This is a genomic window from Sphingomonas populi, from assembly GCF_004208535.1.
In the GTDB taxonomy this organism is placed as follows: domain Bacteria; phylum Pseudomonadota; class Alphaproteobacteria; order Sphingomonadales; family Sphingomonadaceae; genus Sphingomonas; species Sphingomonas populi.
Genome location: NZ_SGIS01000009.1, coordinates 100,681 through 118,290, shown reverse-complemented (window position 1 = coordinate 118,290; position 17,610 = coordinate 100,681). Strand labels below are relative to the sequence as shown.

At 67.1% G+C, this 17,610-nt stretch carries 15 protein-coding genes; 9 read left to right on the top strand and 6 right to left on the bottom strand.

Features of this window, described 5'->3' with window-relative positions:
* Nucleotides 1-51: 51 nt before the first annotated feature.
* The 8 genes from hutI (at nt 52) to EWE75_RS08040 (ending at nt 9,828) form a co-directional block, all read left to right on the top strand.
* Nucleotides 52-1,251 (top strand): imidazolonepropionase, encoded by a 1,200-nt coding sequence (gene hutI / locus EWE75_RS08075; RefSeq protein ID WP_130156255.1) that lies wholly within the window; start codon nt 52-54, stop codon nt 1,249-1,251.
* On the top strand, nt 1,248-2,777 hold the full coding sequence (gene hutH, locus EWE75_RS08070; protein ID WP_130156253.1) for a histidine ammonia-lyase: 1,530 nt from the start codon (nt 1,248-1,250) through the stop codon (nt 2,775-2,777). Before hutI ends, hutH begins: the two co-directional genes overlap by 4 nt.
* The gene (gene hutG, locus EWE75_RS08065; protein WP_130156251.1) at nt 2,774-3,580 is read left to right on the top strand and encodes an N-formylglutamate deformylase; all 807 of its coding nucleotides are present in this window, start codon (nt 2,774-2,776) and stop codon (nt 3,578-3,580) included. The genes hutH and hutG overlap by 4 nt, the downstream gene beginning before the upstream one ends.
* Before the next feature lie 16 nt (nt 3,581-3,596).
* On the top strand, nt 3,597-5,264 hold the full coding sequence (gene hutU, locus EWE75_RS08060; RefSeq protein ID WP_130156248.1) for a urocanate hydratase: 1,668 nt from the start codon (nt 3,597-3,599) through the stop codon (nt 5,262-5,264).
* On the top strand, nt 5,261-5,839 hold the full coding sequence (locus EWE75_RS08055) for a HutD/Ves family protein (RefSeq protein WP_130156246.1): 579 nt from the start codon (nt 5,261-5,263) through the stop codon (nt 5,837-5,839). The genes hutU and EWE75_RS08055 overlap by 4 nt, the downstream gene beginning before the upstream one ends.
* A gap of 172 nt (nt 5,840-6,011) precedes the next feature.
* Nucleotides 6,012-6,518: a 2Fe-2S iron-sulfur cluster-binding protein gene (locus tag EWE75_RS08050; protein WP_130156244.1), complete on the top strand. Its 507-nt coding sequence runs from the start codon at nt 6,012-6,014 to the stop codon at nt 6,516-6,518.
* Nucleotides 6,515-7,498: an FAD binding domain-containing protein gene (locus EWE75_RS08045; protein WP_130156242.1), complete on the top strand. Its 984-nt coding sequence runs from the start codon at nt 6,515-6,517 to the stop codon at nt 7,496-7,498. Before EWE75_RS08050 ends, EWE75_RS08045 begins: the two co-directional genes overlap by 4 nt.
* Nucleotides 7,495-9,828, top strand: coding sequence for a xanthine dehydrogenase family protein molybdopterin-binding subunit (locus EWE75_RS08040; protein WP_130156240.1), 2,334 nt, complete (start codon nt 7,495-7,497; stop codon nt 9,826-9,828). Before EWE75_RS08045 ends, EWE75_RS08040 begins: the two co-directional genes overlap by 4 nt.
* A 42-nt stretch (nt 9,829-9,870) precedes the next feature.
* Here EWE75_RS08040 and pip read toward each other — a convergent pair whose 3' ends face one another.
* From pip to EWE75_RS08015, 5 genes are all read right to left on the bottom strand, one after another.
* Nucleotides 9,871-10,962, bottom strand: a complete 1,092-nt coding sequence (pip, locus tag EWE75_RS08035; RefSeq protein WP_206364718.1) for a prolyl aminopeptidase — start codon at nt 10,960-10,962, stop codon at nt 9,871-9,873.
* Between the two features lie 133 nt (nt 10,963-11,095).
* On the bottom strand, nt 11,096-11,884 hold the full coding sequence (xth, locus tag EWE75_RS08030; RefSeq protein WP_130156238.1) for an exodeoxyribonuclease III: 789 nt from the start codon (nt 11,882-11,884) through the stop codon (nt 11,096-11,098).
* Between the two features lie 8 nt (nt 11,885-11,892).
* Nucleotides 11,893-12,084, bottom strand: coding sequence for a ComEA family DNA-binding protein (locus tag EWE75_RS08025; RefSeq protein ID WP_130156236.1), 192 nt, complete (start codon nt 12,082-12,084; stop codon nt 11,893-11,895).
* A gap of 32 nt (nt 12,085-12,116) precedes the next feature.
* Nucleotides 12,117-12,377, bottom strand: coding sequence for a DksA/TraR family C4-type zinc finger protein (locus EWE75_RS08020; protein WP_130156234.1), 261 nt, complete (start codon nt 12,375-12,377; stop codon nt 12,117-12,119).
* 88 nt (nt 12,378-12,465) lie between these two features.
* Entirely contained in the window at nt 12,466-14,016 is a 1,551-nt protein-coding gene (locus EWE75_RS08015) for an alpha-L-fucosidase (protein WP_130156231.1), read from the bottom strand.
* 311 nt (nt 14,017-14,327) lie between these two features.
* Here EWE75_RS08015 and EWE75_RS08010 point away from each other — a divergent pair, with 311 nt between their 5' ends.
* Complete coding sequence (locus EWE75_RS08010; protein WP_130156229.1) at nt 14,328-15,977, top strand: DUF5597 domain-containing protein; 1,650 nt, start codon at nt 14,328-14,330, stop codon at nt 15,975-15,977.
* Between the two features lie 193 nt (nt 15,978-16,170).
* On the opposite strand, the gene EWE75_RS08005 is transcribed toward EWE75_RS08010, so the two are convergent.
* Nucleotides 16,171-17,610, bottom strand: coding sequence for a GH1 family beta-glucosidase (locus EWE75_RS08005; RefSeq protein ID WP_130156227.1), 1,440 nt, complete (start codon nt 17,608-17,610; stop codon nt 16,171-16,173).

Here is a 17,610-nt window from a genome sequence, read left to right as displayed (position 1 = left end):
TAATCGCGAACGGTGCAATCATTCTCCCCGCAACCATGAGGTGACGGTCAGGTGCGGTGTGACACGCTATGGACGCAGGCGCGGCTGGTGACGTGCGCGGGCGATGGGCTCGGGTTGGTCGAGCGGGGATGCGTCGCCGCGCGGGGCGGCACGATCGTGTTCGCGGGGGACGCTGCCGACGCGCCGATGTTCGATGCGGCGCGGACGATCGATTGTGAGGGGCGCTGGATCACCCCCGGGCTGATCGACTGCCATACGCATCTCGTGCATGGCGGCGACCGATCGCATGAGTTCGAACTGCGGCTGGCCGGCGCGTCCTATGAGGAGATCGCGCGCGCCGGGGGCGGGATCGTCTCGACGATGCGGGCGACGCGTGCCGCCAGCGAGGATGCGCTGGTCGCGAGCGCGCTGCCACGGCTCGACGCGCTGATCGCCGAAGGGGTGACGACGGTCGAGATCAAGTCGGGTTACGGCCTCGACGCGCCGAGCGAGTTGCGAATGTTGCGGGCAGCGCGGCGGCTGGGGCAGGAGCGGCCGGTACGGGTCGCCACCACCTTCCTCGGCGCGCACGCGCTGCCGCCCGAATATGCCGGGGATGCAGACGGCTATATCGCGATGCTGTGTGACGATCTGCTGCCGCAGGTCGCGGCGGCGGGGCTTGCCGATGCCGTCGATGCGTTTTGTGAGGGGATCGGCTTTTCGCTCGCGCAGACCGAGCGCATGTTCCGCGCCGCCGCCGCGCACGGCCTGCCGGTCAAGCTCCACGCCGAGCAATTGTCCAATTTGCACGGTGCCGCGCTCGCCGCGCGCTACGGCGCGCTTTCGGCAGACCATCTCGAACATCTCGACGAGGCCGGCGTGGCGGCGATGGCGCAAGCGGGCACCGTCGCGACCTTGCTGCCGGGCGCCTATTACTTCGTTCGCGAAACCAAGCTGCCGCCGGTCGCCGCGCTGCGCCGCGCGGGCGTAAAGATCGCGCTCGCGACCGACTGCAATCCCGGTACCGCGCCGCTGACATCACTGCTGCTGACGATGAACATGGGCGCGACCCTGTTTGGGCTGACGGTCGACGAATGCCTCGCCGGCGTCACGCGCAACGCCGCGCGCGCGCTCGGCCTCGCCGATACGATCGGCACGCTGGAGGCCGGCAAGGCCTGCGATCTGGCGATCTGGGACATCGAGCGCCCCGCCGAACTGGTTTATCGCATGGGGTTCAACCCGCTCCATGCCCGCATCTGGAGTGGCCAATGAACACGATCCTGCTCATCCCCGGCGCGGTGACGCTGGCGCAGTGGCGCGCTTTGTATCGCGGCGCGCCCGCCCGGCTCGACCCGGCGTGCGCGCCGCGCATCGCCGAAAGCGCCGCCGCGGTGGCACGCATCCTTGCCAAAGGCGCGCCGGTCTATGGCATCAACACCGGCTTCGGAAAGCTGGCGAGCGTGCGGATCGGCGACCACGACCTCGCGACGCTTCAGCGCAACATCGTGCTGAGCCATGCCGCCGGCACCGGCGCGCCGTCACCCGTGCCGATCATCCGGCTGATGATGGCGTTGAAGCTGGCGAGCCTCGGGCAGGGCGCGTCTGGCGTGCGGCCGGAAACGGTCGCGTTGCTCGAAGCGATGCTCGCCGGGGGGCTGACCCCGGTCGTGCCGTGCCAGGGATCGGTCGGCGCGAGCGGCGATCTCGCACCGCTGTCGCACATGGCGGCGGCGATGATCGGCGTGGGCGAAATCTGGGTCGGCGGCGCGCGTATGCCTGCCGCCGAGGCGCTGGCGCAGGCCGGTCTCGCGACCGTAGAACTGGGTCCGAAGGAAGGGCTGGCGCTGCTCAACGGCACGCAATTCTCCAACGCCAATGCGCTCGCCGGGCTGTTCGAGGCGGAACTGCTGTTCCAGTCGGCGCTGGTGACCGGCGCGCTTTCGACCGAGGCGGCCAAGGGATCGGACACGCCGTTCGACCCACGCATCCACGCGCTGCGGCGCCATGCCGGCCAGATCGAGACGGCGGCGGCGCTGCGCATGCTGATGGACGGATCGGCGATCCGGGCGAGCCACCTCGAAAACGATGCGCGCGTGCAAGATCCGTATTGTTTGCGCTGCCAGCCGCAGGTGATGGGCGCGGTGCTCGACATTCTGCGCCAGGCGGCGACGACGCTGGAGATCGAGGCGAACGGGGTATCGGACAATCCGCTGATTTTCCCTGAGAGCGACGAAGCGCTGTCGGGCGGAAACTTCCACGCCGAGCCGGTCGCCTTCGCCGCCGATATGATCGCGCTGGCGATTTGCGAAATCGGGTCGATCGCCGAGCGGCGCATCGCGATGCTGGTCGATCCGGCGCTGTCGGGGCTGCCGGCATTTCTCACCCCCAAGCCCGGCCTCAATTCGGGCTTCATGATCCCGCAAGTCACCGCCGCCGCGCTCGTGTCGGAAAACAAGCAGCGCGCCTATCCCGCCAGCGTCGATTCAATCCCGACATCGGCCAATCAGGAGGACCATGTCTCGATGGCCGCACATGGTGCGCGTCGCCTGCTCGACATGGCCGAGAACGCCAGTGCGGTGATCGGCATCGAATATCTCGCCGCCGCGCAGGCGATCGATTTCCACGCGCCGCTGGCAAGCAGCACGCTGCTTCAGGCCGCGCACGCTTGCCTGCGCGCGGAGGTGCCGCATCTGACCGACGACCGGCACTTCCATCCCGATATGGAAGCCGCCAATCGCCTCGTCCGCTCGGGCGCGCTGGTCGCGGTCGCGGGTGATCTGCTGCCGGGTGTCGCATGAGCGACGGCTTGCAGGTCCATCGCGGCGACGCGCCGCTGATCCTCGCGTTTCCGCATACCGGCCTCGATCTGGCCGATGTCGAAGATTGTTTCGTATCGCCCTGGCTTGCCCGGCGTGATGCCGATTGGTGGATTGACCAGCTCTATGCGTTCGCGGCGGATCTCGGCGCGACGATGGTCCGCACCACGATTTCGCGCAGCGTGATCGACGTCAATCGCGATCCGTCGGGTGCATCGCTGTACCCCGGCATGGCGACGACCGAATTGTGCCCGACGACGACGTTCGACGGCGCGCCGCTCTATGCCGGCGCGGTGCCCGACGCCGCCGAGATCGCGCGGCGCCGGGCGCGCTGGTTCGACCCGTACCATGCCGCGCTGTCGGCGGAGATCGCGCGGCTGCGCGCCGCGCACGATACTATCGTGGTGTACGACGCGCATTCGATCCGCAGCCATATCCCGCGCCTGTTCGATGGCGAACTGCCGCAGTTCAACATCGGCACCAACGGCGGGGTGACCTGCGATCCCGCACTTGGCCAGTCGGTCGAGGCGCTGTGTGCTGCGAGCGGCCTCGGCCATGTCCTCGACGGGCGTTTCCGGGGCGGCTGGACGACGCGCCATTATGGCCGGCCCGAAACGGGCGTGCATGCGATCCAGATGGAACTCGCGATCCGCGGGTATATGGACGAGCCCGACGTGCCCGCCCCCGGCATTTGGCCGCCCGCTTATGATTCCGCGCGCGCGGCGCCGCTTGCCGCCACCCTATCCGACATCGTGAAGGCGTGTCTCGCCTTCGCCCAAGCCTGACCGCGAAGGACTTGCCATGACTCGCCTCGACAACAGCCGCAAAATCCATGCCGCGACCGGCACCGAACTGACCGCCAAGAGCTGGCTGACCGAAGCGCCGTTGCGCATGCTGATGAACAACCTCCACCCCGACGTCGCCGAGCGGCCCGAGGAGCTGGTCGTCTATGGCGGCATCGGGCGCGCCGCGCGCGACTGGGAAAGCTATGACCGGATCGTCGCGACGCTGCGCCGGCTCGAGGACAATGAGACCTTGCTGGTCCAGTCGGGCAAGCCGGTCGGCGTGTTCCGCACGCATGCCGATGCGCCGCGCGTGCTGATCGCCAATTCCAACCTCGTCCCGCATTGGGCGACGTGGGAGCATTTCAACGAGCTCGATCGCAAGGGGCTGGCGATGTACGGCCAGATGACCGCCGGATCGTGGATTTACATCGGCACGCAGGGCATCGTTCAGGGCACTTACGAGACCTTTGTCGAGATGGGCCGCCAGCATTATGGCGGCGACCTGTCCGGGCGGTGGCTGCTGACCGCCGGCCTTGGCGGGATGGGCGGCGCGCAGCCGCTCGCGGCGGTGATGGCGGGCGCGTCGTGCCTCGCGATCGAATGCCAGCAGAGCCGGATCGATATGCGGCTGCGCACCGGCTATCTCGATGTCGCCGCCGCCACGATCGACGAGGCGATGGCGATCATCGAGCGGAGCTGCGCCGACAAGGCGCCGGTCTCGGTCGGGCTGATCGGCAATGCCGCCGAGATCCTGCCCGAGCTGTACCGGCGCGGCATCCGCCCCGATCTGCTCACCGACCAGACCAGCGCGCACGATCCGGTCAACGGCTATCTGCCGATCGGCTGGAGCGTTGGCGAATGGGCCGAGCGGCGCGAGCGCGATCCGCAAGCCGTGGCGGCCGCCGCCAAGCAATCGATGGCGGTGCATGTCCGCGCGATGCTCGATTTTCAGGCGGCCGGCGTGCCGACCACCGATTACGGCAACAACATCCGTCAGGTCGCGCTCGACGCGGGCGTGACCAATGCGTTCGATTTCCCCGGATTCGTGCCGGCCTATATCCGGCCGCTGTTCTGCCGTGGGGTCGGGCCGTTCCGCTGGGTGGCGTTGTCGGGCGATCCCGAGGATATCTACAAGACCGACGCCAAGGTGAAGGAGCTGCTGCCCGACGACACGCATCTGCACCATTGGCTCGATATGGCGCGCGAGAAGATCCAGTTTCAGGGCTTGCCGGCGCGGATCTGCTGGGTCGGGCTGGGGGATCGTCACCGGCTCGGGTTGGCGTTCAACGCGATGGTTGCGAGCGGCGAATTGAAGGCGCCGGTGGTGATTGGCCGCGACCACCTCGATTCAGGCTCGGTCGCCTCGCCCAATCGCGAGACCGAGGCGATGCGTGACGGCAGCGACGCGGTGAGCGACTGGCCGTTGCTCAACGCGCTGCTCAACACCGCGAGCGGCGCGACCTGGGTGTCGCTGCATCATGGCGGCGGCGTCGGCATGGGCTTTTCGCAGCATTCGGGCATGGTGATCGTCGCCGACGGCACGCCCGAAGCGGCGGCGCGGCTGGAGCGCGTGTTGTGGAACGATCCCGCCACGGGGGTGATGCGCCACGCCGATGCCGCCTACGAGATCGCGCTGGAGTGCGCGCGTGAGAAGCAGCTCGATCTGCCGGGCATCCTGGGGTGAGCGACGGCGCGCTGATCCGCGCGGCCGAGTGCCTGCCGGTGGCGTGGAAGAACGGCGGCGGGGTGACGCGCGAGATCGCTAGTTTCCCCGCTGGTGCCGGGGTGGATGGCTTCGCGTGGCGGCTTAGCGCCGCGCGCGTCGAGGCGCCGGGGGCGTTTTCGCACTTCGCGGGGGTCGATCGCACGATCGCGATCCTGTCGGGGCGGCTCGGGCTGGCGGTGGCGGGGCGTGACCCGATCATGCTCACGCCCGACAGCGCGGCGTATGGTTTTCCCGGCGACGTTGACGCGTTCGGTACGCCTGAGGGCGGGCCGGTTGTCGATCTGAACCTGATGGTGCGGCGGGGCGCTGGCGTTGGCATGATCCGGGCGGTGGGCGCCGGTGTGATCCCGGCGGTCGCGGCGGGGGCGATCGTGGTCGCGACGCGGGACCTGGTCCTTCGGATCGGCTCGCGAACCGTGCCGATGCGGGCGCATGACGCCTTTCGCTTCGAGACGTCGCCCGACGCGGATGTTGCCGTAAGCGCTCCGGTGAAGATTGCGTCGGTCATCCTCGGCGCTGCCGTGATGCCGTAGCTCGCGACTGCTCGCGCACATTTCCGGGCGAGCGTCCGGGGACATGGACGCGGGCCACGGTCCCGGACAGGCGGAATCAAGACGCGGCGCACCTTCAGGAAATCGCATACCGGGCGGCACCAAGTTCCGTGATGTTCGTTTTGATACGTCGCCAATCGCAGGGCCTTGCTACATGACGGTTATCATCAACGGATCGTCGGCCACGCTGCCCGGCGATCCACGCGTCTCGCTGCTCGATTTTCTACGCGAACACCTGCATCTGTCCGGCACCAAAAAGGGCTGCGATCAGGGGGCGTGTGGTGCCTGCACCGTCCTCGTCGATGGCGAGCGCATCCTCTCGTGCCTCGCGCTCGCGGTGCAGTTCGACGGGCGGCAGGTCACGACGATCGAGGGGTTGAGCGACGACGCCGGGCTGCACCCGTTGCAGCAGGCGTTCATCGAGCATGACGGGTTCCAGTGCGGCTATTGCACGCCGGGCCAGATCTGCTCGGCGATCGGCATGGCGGCGGAAGCGAAGCGCGGGTTGCCGAGCCATGTCAGCGCCGATCTGACCGCCGAGGTGACGCTCACGCGCGAGGAAATGCAGGAGCGGATGAGCGGCAATCTGTGCCGCTGCGGCGCGCATAACGGGATCATCGACGCGATCCGTGAAACCGTCGTGGCGGGGATGGCGGCATGACTCCGTTCAGCTTTACGCGCGCGACCGATCCAGACGAGGCGTTGCGACTCTTCGAGGGAAACGCGTCCTATCTCGGCGGCGGCACCAACCTCGTCGATCTGATGCGCGAGACGATCGCGCGGCCCGAGCGGCTCGTCGACGTGACGGCGCTATCGGACACGATCGAAGAGACTGCGGACGGCGGGCTGCTGATCGGCGCGGCGGTGCGCAATACCGCGCTGGCCGAGCATCTCGGCGTGCGGACGCGCTACCCGGTGCTCGCGCGCGCGATTTTGGCGGGGGCGTCGGCGCAGATTCGCAATATGGCGACGGTCGGGGGCAATCTGCTCCAGCGCACCCGCTGCCTGTATTTCTACGATCACGCGGGATCGCGCTGCAACAAGCGCGCGCCCGGCAGCGGTTGCGATGCGGTTCACGGCTTCAACCGTAACCACGCGATCCTCGGTGCGTCGCCGCTCTGCGTCGCGACGCATCCGTCGGACATGTGCGTCGCGCTCGCCGCGCTCGATGCGACGGTGCATCTGACGGGGGCGGGCGGCGCGCGCACGCTGCCGTTTACCGCGCTCCACCGCCTGCCGGGGGAGCATCCCGAGATCGACACCGTGCTGGAACCCGGCGAGCTGATCACCGCGATCGAGCTGCCGCCGCTGCCGTTCGCCGCCAACTCGACCTACCGGAAAGTGCGCGACCGGGCGAGCTACGCCTTCGCTCTGGTCTCGGTTGCCGCCGCGTTGGAGATTGAGGGCGGGCAGATCAGGGACGTGCGGATCGCGCTTGGCGGTGTCGCGCACAAGCCTTGGCGGGCGACCACAGCGGAGGCCGCATTACGCGGTGGCCCCGCGACCGAAGCGGCGTTCCGCGACGCCGCGATCACCGAACTCGCCGATGCGAAGCCACTCAGCGACAACGGCTTCAAGGTCGAACTCGTCACGCGGACGCTCGCCGCCGTCCTATCCGAACTCGCCGGAGCCGCCGCATGAACATCGTCGACAACGCCAAGCTCGCCGCGCAGGCGGTGGTGCAGGGTGCGATGGCAAAGCTCGTGCCGCTCGCGCCCGATAGCTGGATACCGGGCGGCGTGCCCGACCCGCTGATCGCCCGCAAGCATGGCTTGATCGGATCGCCGGTCTCGCGGCGCGACGGTCCGCTCAAGGTGCAGGGTCAGGCGCGCTTCGCCGCCGAGGTGGTGCTTGAGGGCATGGTGTATGCGGCGCTCGCGTATGCGACGATTCCGCGCGGACGGATTGCGACGCTCGATACCGATGCCGCCGAAGCCGCGCCCGGCGTCGTCGCGGTGATGACCTGGCGCAACTGCCCCCGGATGAACCCGCCCGCAGTGTTCGGATCATCGCCGACAGCGGCAGGGCCAAGCGACCTGCCGATCCTGCAGGACGACCGGATTCACTGGAACGGGCAGCCGATCGCGGTCGTGCTGGCGGAAACGCAGGAGCAGGCCGATCACGCCAGGTCGCTGATCGTCGCGACCTATCAAGCCGATCCCTCGACGACGAGCCTCGCTGCGGCGAAAGCGCACGGGGCTGTGCCCGGGCTGTTCATGGGCACGGCGTTGCTCAACGAAAAGGGCGATGCCGAAGCAACGCTGGTGGCGGCGCCGCACCGGGTCGATCACCTTTATCGCACCCCGCGCCACAACCACAATGCGATCGAGCCGCACGGCGCGACGATCCTGTGGGACGGCGACGACCTCGTCATCCACGACATGAGCCAGATGGTCACGGCGACGGCGGCGACGCTCGCCGGCGTGTTCGATCTCGAACCCGCGCAGGTGCGGATCATGTCGCCGTATGTCGGTGGCGGCTTTGGCGGCAAGGGGCTGTGGGACCACCAGATCCTCGGCGCGGCGGCGGCGAAGATGATCGGCCGGCCAGTCCGCATCGCTTTGTCGCGCGAGGGCGTGTTCCGCCTCGTCGGGGGGCGCACGCTGACCGAACAGCGCGTCGCGATCGGCGCGACCGCCGACGGCCATTTCACCGCGATCGTCCATAGCGGCATCGCGGCGATGAGCGCGCACAACAACATGCCCGAGCCGTTCATCCTGGCGACGCAATCGGCCTATGCCGCCGACAGCTTCAAGCTTTCGGTCGACACCGTGGCAATGAACATGCTCGCCAACACCTTCATGCGCGCGCCCGGCGAAGCGGTCGGTACGTTCGCGCTCGAATCGGCGATCGATGAACTCGCGACCGAACTCGGCATCGACCCGATCGAGCTGCGCTTGCGCAACGAACCCGACAAAGATCCGGTCAGCGGACTGCCGTTTTCCTCGCGGCATATCGACGAGGCCTGGCGCGCGGGTGCCGAAGCGTTCGGCTGGAGCGCGCGCAACCCGGTTCCAGGCGCGCGCCGCGAGGGCGAGTGGTTTGTGGGGCTGGGCTGTGCGACCGGCACCTATCCCTATCACCGCATGCCCGGCGCCGCCGCGCGGATAACGCTGACGCGCGACGGCAGGGCGATCGTCGAGGTCGCCGCGCACGAGATGGGCATGGGCACATCGACCACGACCGCGATGGTCGCCGCCGAGCGGCTCGGCCTGCCGATCGAGCAGGTCGAGGTGCGCTATGGCGATTCGATCATCCCCGGCGCGATCCTCGCCGGTGGATCGCAGCAGACCGCCGCGATCGGCGCGGCGGTGATCGCGGCGCATCACGCGCTGGTGGGCGAACTGCTCAAGCTGGCGGGCAACGACTCAGCGCTCGCCGGCCTGTCGGTGGCGGACGTCGGCACCGAGGACGGCGCGCTGTGCAAGCTCGACGAGCCGTCACGGCGCGAGAGCTACACCTCGATCCTCGCACGCGCCCAACGCGACACTATCGTGGTGACCGAACAGGCGTCGCAGCCGCTCGAAATCCAGCATTGGTCGATGCACTCGCACAGCGCGATCTTCGTCGAGGTCGCGGTCAGTTCGGTTACCGCCGAGACGCGCGTGCGCCGCGTGCTGGGATCGTTCGATTGCGGCCGCATCATGAACCCCAAGACGGCGCGCAGCCAGTTTCGCGGTGGTATCATCATGGGGCTGGGCATGGCGCTGATGGAGGAAACCCAGTTCGACGAGCGCAACGGCCGGATCATGAATCCGAGCCTCGCCGAATATCATGTGCCGGTGCAGATGGACGTTCCCGAGATCGACGTGATCTGGACCGATATCGCCGACCCGCATACACCGATGGGCGCGCATGGCGTCGGCGAGATTGGCATCACCGGCGTTGCGGCTGCGGTGGCGAACGCGATTTATAACGCGACCGGCAAGCGAATCCGCGACCTGCCCGTCAGGCTCGACACGCTGCTGTGACGGCGCGGGAGGCCCGTCGAGGCTTCTCCCTGACCGGCCCGATCAGCGGATCGGCGCGAGACTGTCCATGATCGCGGTCAGCGCGAGCGCGGTCTGATGTTCCATCGCGCTGTGGCCAGCGTTGGTTATGACGTAGCGCGCCGGTGTCGCACCGACGCCGGCCAGCGCATCGACCAGCCGCGATGCCTGTGTGAGCGGACAGACCTGATCGAAGCGACCGTGCACGATATGGATCGGCAAATGCGCTATCCTGTCGACGTTGCCGAGGATGTAATCGGGTTCGAGGAACAGGTGGTTGGCGAAGAAATGCGCTTCGATCTGCGCGAACGATAGCGCGAATTCGGCGTCGCCGAACTTGCCGGGGTCGCTGGCCTGCGGGATCATGTTCGAGATCGTCCCCTCCCACACCGACCATGCGAGCGCCGCGTGAAGCTGGCGGGCGCGATCTTCGTCGTCGGTGGGCGCGGCGTCGAAGATCGCCTTGTACGCCGCCATCATGTCCGAGCGTTCCCGCGCGGGGATGATCTCGACGAACGCCTTCCACGCGTCGGGATAGGCGATGTAGCTGCCGGGCGCGGTCAGTTCGAACGGCGCATCGGCGAAGGTGGCGGCGTTGCCCTGGTACATATAGTCGAGGTCTTGCCGCGCGCCGATGAAGATGCCGCGTAGCACCAGCGATGCGACATTGTGCGGATGGCGGATCGCATAGACAAGCGCCAGCGTACTGCCCCAACTCCCGCCGAATACATGCATCGGCCCGGCGATGCCGAGCGCATCGCGCAACGCGTTGATGTCGTCGACGAGATGGTCGGTCGTGTTGCGGACCAAAGCCACCTCCGGCCCCGCCAGCGCGACGGTCGGCGTGCTCTTGCCGCAACCGCGCTGGTCGAACAGGATTACCCGGTAGCGTGCCGGATCGAAGAACCGCGACATCACCGGCGCACAGGCGCCGCCGGGGCCGCCATGCAGGACCATGACCGGCTCGCCGGCGGGATTGCCGTATTCTTCCCAGGAGAGCGTGTGATCGGGCTGATGATCGACCTGGAGGAACCCGCTGCGGTTTGCGGCGCGCTGCGGATATTTCCACGCGTCGCCGATCGTGCTCGCGGTCTGGAGTTCCGAAAGGTCGATCATGTCCGTACCTGTCCTGTCGCCACGCTGAACCGACGCTTCACGCTTCGCCGATATTACCGTTTTGCCGTACCCGGACATCATATAGGGATGACCGACGGCGTTTGTCATAGTGGCCGATGTCGCGGGCGAGCGATCAACGACGTGTCTTGTCCGGCGCGAGGTCGATCCAGACCGGCGCGTGGTCGCTGCTCTTTTCCCAGCCCCGCACGTCTCGATCGACGCGGGCGTCACGCAATCGTGGCGCAAGAGAAGGGCTGAGCAGCAGATGGTCGATGCGGAGCCCGGCGTCGCGCCCGTATGCGTTTCTGAAATAGTCCCAGAAGGTGAAGATCGTCTCGTCGGGATGGATCGTCCGTAGCGCGTCGGTCCAGCCCTGCGCGACCAGCCGGGCGAATGCCGCACGGACTTCGGGCGCGAACAGCGCATCGTCCTGCCAGCGCTCCGGCTTGTAGACGTCACGTTCGGTCGGCATCACGTTGAAGTCGCCAGCGAGGACGACTGGTATGCCGGTGTCGATCAAATCCTGCGCGTGCCGGATCAAGTGCTCGAACCAGCGCATTTTATAGTCGAACTTCGGCCCCGGGCGCGGGTTGCCGTTCGGCAGGTACAGTCCAGCGATCAGCACGCCGTTGACCGCAGCCTCGATATAGCGGCTCTGGCTTTCGTCGGGATCATCCGGCAGGCCGCGCCGTGTCTCGACCGGCGTGCCGACGCGGCTCAGGATGGCGACGCCGTTCCAGCTTTTCTGTCCGTGCCAGATCGCCTGGTAGCCGGCGGCTTCGATCGCTGCGTGCGGGAATTTGTCCTGCGGCGCCTTCAGTTCCTGCAGGCATACGACGTCGGGTTCGCGCTCCGCCAGCCACCGCAGCAGCACCGGCAGGCGGCCATTGATGCCATTCACATTGTAGGTCGCGATCTTCATGGCGATCGCTAGACCGTCAGCCGGTCGCGCGTTTCGGAATCGATCTTGCCTGACAGGCCGGGCACCTCGTCGAGCTGGCGCAGGCTCGTGAAGCGCCCGCGCTCCTCACGGTAGCGCACGATCTCGAAGCCGTGACCGCGCAGCCCGTCGATCGCGTCGAGGTCGTCCTGCGTGGCGGTGTTGATGTCGATACCGGGCATGGATGGCCTTCCTGATTGCGGATCGCGAGCGCCTAGCGCAACTGGCTGTCCTTGCTGCCGCGGCGGTTGAACAGCGCGGCGGCGGGGCGGTCACGCCCGCTCTGGCAGGTGACGCAGGTTCGCACGCCGGGGATGGCGATGCGCCGGCCTTCGGGAATGTCGTCACCGCACGATATGCAGTGACGTTCGCTCTCGCCGGTCGGCATGCGGGCGCGGGCGGTGTTCACCGCGTCCATGATGGTATCGTCGATCTGGTCCTGCACTGCGCCATCGCGCGTCCATCCGCCTGCCATTGGTCTGCTCCTCGTGAGGTAAGCACAAAGCGGGAGGAGGGTGCGGGGTTCCACGATGCCAGGTGGTGCCCACGCCCCAGCGTTGGCGTCAGGCCTGGTGGATCTTCAAGACGCTGGCGTGTCGGGTCGGCAGGCGGCCGGGCACGTCGATCGATAGCGCCGTCGCAGTCTGGCGGAACCGCACCGGCCCCGCGCCGAGCAGCTCGACGCCGACAACGCGGCCGCGCGCGTGCGGTGCGCCTGCCCGCAACGCGGCGATCTCGGTCGTGCCGGCCGGTTCGCCGAGCGTGATCGCGTAGAGCGTCTCGCCTTTGGTCGTGAAGCGGATGTCGCGCGCGGAATATTCCGCCTTTTCCTTGAACATCCCCTCCACGGCCTCGGTCGGGCCCTCGCCGTACAGCGTCCACGGGCGCGTGCCGTGGATCGCCTCGGCGTTGACCGCCATCCACGCGGCGAGGTCGGTCAGCAGCGCGTCCGATTCGGGCGGCATCGATCCGTCCGCGTATTGGACGACGTTCAACAGCATGTTGCCGTTCTTGCTGACGATATCGGCAAGCATGGCGAGGATTTCGCGTGACGTCTTGTATTTGGACTCGTCGCTGTAGAACCAGTCGCCGTTCGAGGTGTCGGTCTGCCAGGGGAGCGGGTTGATGCCTTTCAGCACGCCGCGCTCGACATCCTGCACCATGCCTTCCTTGAAGAACTCGCCGGTGCCGGAGTCCTTGCAATTGTAGACCGCCTCGAGCCGGCCCGTCCGCGCGATGCTGCTGTTGTAGAGATGCGCGACCAACGTGCGGCCGACTTCGCCGAACGGCAGGCCGCCGTCCGAATACAGCAGATCGGGCTGATAGCTGTCGACGAGATCGCGGATGCGTTTCAGCCAGAGCTGATGATACGCCGGGTTGGTGGTGTACCAGCTCGCCTTGGTGTCGATGAACGGTTCGGTGCGATTGTCGTGATAGAGATCGGCATAGGCCGGATCAGCGCCGTCATAGTTCACGCCGAGCTTGGGCCAGAACTGGTCGTACAGATGGTTCGGATACCACCAGTTATGGCTCGCGCCGAGATGCTCGGAGACGCCGAAGCGCAAGCCATGCCGCTTCGCCGCCGCCTGCCACATGCCGACGACATCGCGCTTCGGCCCCATCGCGACCGCGTTCCAGCGGTGATGCTTCGAATTCCACAGGTCGAAATTGTCGTGATGGACACCCATCGACACGAAATATTTCGCACCGGCCTTCGCATAGCGCGCCATCAGCGCCTCCGGCTCCCAGCGCTCGGCTTTCCAGAGCGGGATGATATCCTTGTAGCCCTTTTCCGACGGGTGGCCGTAGGTCTTGAGATGGTGGTCGTAATGGGGATGACCCGGCACGTACATGAAGCGCGCGTACCAGTCGCCCTGGCGCGGCACCGCCTGCGGCCCCCAATGGGACCAGATGCCGAACTTCGCATCCTTGAACCAGTCGGGCGTGCGGTAGCTCTTCAGCGATTCCTGCGTCGCATTGAACGGGCCGGGTGCGATCGTGCCGTCAGGCGTGGGCACCGGCGCCGCCGTCGCGGGAGCGACCCGTGCCAACGCCCCGGCGCCGAGCGCGAGGAGCGGGCCATAAAGGATCTCGCGTTTGCTGAAGTTGGTCATCATTCCCTCCCGCTGGCCGAACGTTCCGTTGAGGTTCGCACCGGGCGCGCGTGGGACGTGGTGGCGTGCGTCAGCGACATGCCCATCGAACCCCTTTCTCAATGTCGTTCCGGCGTCCCGAGGCGCCGGCATGGAGGGCTATTGGTGCAATATAACCCGGTTGTATGCAAGTTGTGATGGTTTGGTAATGCTTCACCGCGTTTGCGGGCGCTCTTGCGGCTCGCCGGAATGGGATCAGTATGTGGCGACGCTTGAACCCGTGACTGGTAACGGAACCGCCCAAACGCGCCTTTTCGAAGGCAGGAGAGATCATGATGCGCGACATGCGACAGAAGCGGACAGCGCGGCAGATCGCGAGCCTGCTGTTGGCCGGTTGCTTGCTCGGTTCAGCGGCATTGGCGCAGGCGTCGCCTGAGCTGCCGAGGATCGAAAGCCGCAACGGCCGGCACGCGCTGATCGTCGATGGCGCGCCGTTCTTCATGCTCGGCGCGCAGGTCAACAACTCGACCAATTATCCAGCCCCGCTCGCGACTGCGTGGCCGGTGCTCGACCGGATCGGCGCCAACACCGTCGAGGTGCCGATCGCGTGGGAGCAGGTCGAGCCGCAGGAGGGGCGGTTCGACTTCGCCTTCCTGCAAACCCTGCTCGATCAGGCGCGCGTGCATGACAAGCGCGTCGTGCTGTTGTGGTTCGGGACGTGGAAGAACACCTCATTCTCGTACACGCCCGATTGGGTGAAGCTCGACAACCGCCGTTTCCCCCGGATGAAGACCAGGGCCGGCAAGGATCACGGTGTCCTCAGCGCGCACGGCGCGGCGACGCTCGCGGCGGATACGCGCGCGTTCGTCCAGCTCATGACCTATCTGCGCGACCATGATCCGCAGAACACCGTCATCATGGTGCAGGTCGAGAACGAGACCGGCAGCTACAAGAACCCGCGCGATTTCTCCGCCGTCGCCGACACCCTGTTGGCCAAGCCGATTCCGGCGGCTTTATCGCGGCGGTTGAACAAGAGCGGCTCCTGGAGCGCAGTGTTCGGCGCGCAGGCCGACCGCGCGTTCAACACCTGGTATGTCGGCAGCTACGTCAACGCCATCGCGGCGGCAGGCAAGGCGATCAAGCCGCTACCGATGTACGTGAACGCCGCGCTTGCGGGGCCGTCCAACGTGCCCGATCCCGATGGTGTCGCCAGCGGCGGGCCGCAGCAGGATGTGCTCGATATCTGGAAGGCGGCCGCGCCCGCGATCGATATCGAAGCGCCGGACATTTACGACAAGGCCAGTGACAATGTCGCGCGCTACCTCGACGCCTATGCGCGCGCCGACAATCCGCTGATGGTGCCCGAGATCGGCAACACGCGCGATTTCGCCCGGTTCTTCTGGCCGACGCTCGGCCGGGGCGCGATCGGTTTCGCACCGTTCGGCATGGACGATACCGGCTACGCCAATTACCCGCTCGGCGCGGCCGAGCTTTCGCCGGCCGTGCTGGATGCGTTCGCGCTGCCCTATGCCGCCGTCGGATCGATGATGCGCGACTGGGCGCGGATCGCTTATACTCAGCCGACGTGGGGCGCCGCCAAGCCCGACGACGGGGCGCCGCAATCGACGCAGATGGGCGACTGGACGATCACCGCCGCGTGGGGCGAATGGCAGTTCGGCATGAAGGACTGGACATGGCTGAAGGGCGATGCCGCGCCCTGGGGCAAGGAGCCGGTTGGCGGCGTCGCGGTCGCGCAATTGTCGGCGGACACGTTTCTGGTGATGGGCGACCATGTTCGTGTGTCGTTCGCCGCCGCACCGGGCACCGCGCCCAACGGAATCATGGTGCGCGCCGAAGAAGGACGGTTCGAGAACGGGCGCTGGGTGATGACGCGCGTGTGGAACGGCGACCAGACCGATTACGGCCTCAACTTGGTCAGCCGTCCGCAGATCCTGAAGGTCACGATGGGGCATTATCGCTAAGGCGCCACCGCACCCGAGCAAGGGCAAGATCTGTGCGAAAGCCGTCTTGTTCTCCCGCGCACGCGGGAGTCCAGCGGCCACAAGAGCCGTATATCGGTGTTTTGCTTGGCTCTGGGTTCCCGCTTTCGCGGGAAAACACGATAAAAACGGCCTTCGATGATGCCGCAAGCGCTCGGGTGCGGGCCGTGGGCGCTCACACGAGCGCGTTGCGGCGGATGAGTTCCTTGTACCAATGCGCGCTCAGCTTGGGCGTGCGCTTCTGCGTTTCGAAATCGACGTAATGGATGCCGAAGCGGTTGGTGTAGCCGTCGGCCCATTCGAAATTGTCGAGCAGGCTCCACAGGAAATAGCCCTTGAGCGGATAGCCCTCGGCGGCGGCGCGGCGGAAATGCGTCAGGCAGTTGCGGAGGTACATGACCCGGTCGGGATCGAGCACTTGTCCGTTCGGCGTCACCATGTCGTCCGCCGAGCAGCCGTTTTCCGCGACGAAGATCGTCTTGGGCTTCCACAGGTCGCTCACGCTTCGCACCGACCAATAGCCGACCTCCGGGCTGACATAGAGCCAGGGCGAGGGCATGCGCGGCGAGTGGAGCGTGCGCGGCAGCACCGAATAGCCGCTCGGCGTGTCGTCGGCCATCACGTAGAACGGGGTGTAGACGTTGATCGCGAGGAAATCGAGCGGACTGCCGATCGCGGCCATGTCGCCGGGCTGGACCACGGGCGCGGCGGCGCCCTGCGCGGTGAGGTAGGAGTCCAGGTAGCGCCCCTCCATGATCGCGGTGAGGAACATCGCATTCTCCTGCCGGGTCGCGCGCAGCGTCGCCGCGATATGCTCAGGCGTCTCGACCACGGGCACGAAGAAGGTGGCGTTGTCGGCGATGCCGACCTGCGTTCCGGGGCGCGCAGCGGCGCGGATCGCGCCGACGCCGAGACCGTGCGCGAGGATCGCGTGGTGCCGCACCTGGTTAAGCTCGCGCGGCGGCAGCATCAGCCCGGGCGCGTGGGTGCCGGACTTATGGCCGAGGTCGGTGAAGCTGCGTACTTCGTTGACGGTCATGAAATGATGGACACGATCGGAGAGCTTGCCCGCCATGAAGCCGGCGTAATCGGCGAACGCCTTGGCGGTGTCGCGGTTCTGCCAGCCGCCCGGCAGCGCCTGCGGCAGATCCCAGTGGAACATCGTCACATACGGCGTGATGCCGGCGGCGAGCAGCGCGTCGATCACCCGGTTGTAATGGTCGACGCCCTTCTGGTTCGGCTGGCCCTTGCCCTCGGGAAAGATCCGCGACCAGGCCAGCGACATCCGGTAGGCGCGCACGCCGAGGTCTTTCATCAGCGCGATATCCTCGCCGTAGCGATGATAGCTGTCGCTGGCGACATCGCCGGTGGCGTTGTTCGCGACCTTGCCGGGGGTGTGCGAGAACACGTCCCAGTTGGTGAGGCCGCGACCATCCTCCTTCGCTGCGCCCTCGACCTGATAGGCGGCGGTGGCGCAGCCCCACAGGAAGTCCGGCGGGAAGGCGGACGCATCGGTGCCACGCAGGGCTGCGCGTGGGGCGGCGGTGGCGCTCGATGCCGCCGTCAGGGCGGCGCCTGCGGTCATGCTTCCCACCACGAATTCGCGACGATCCAT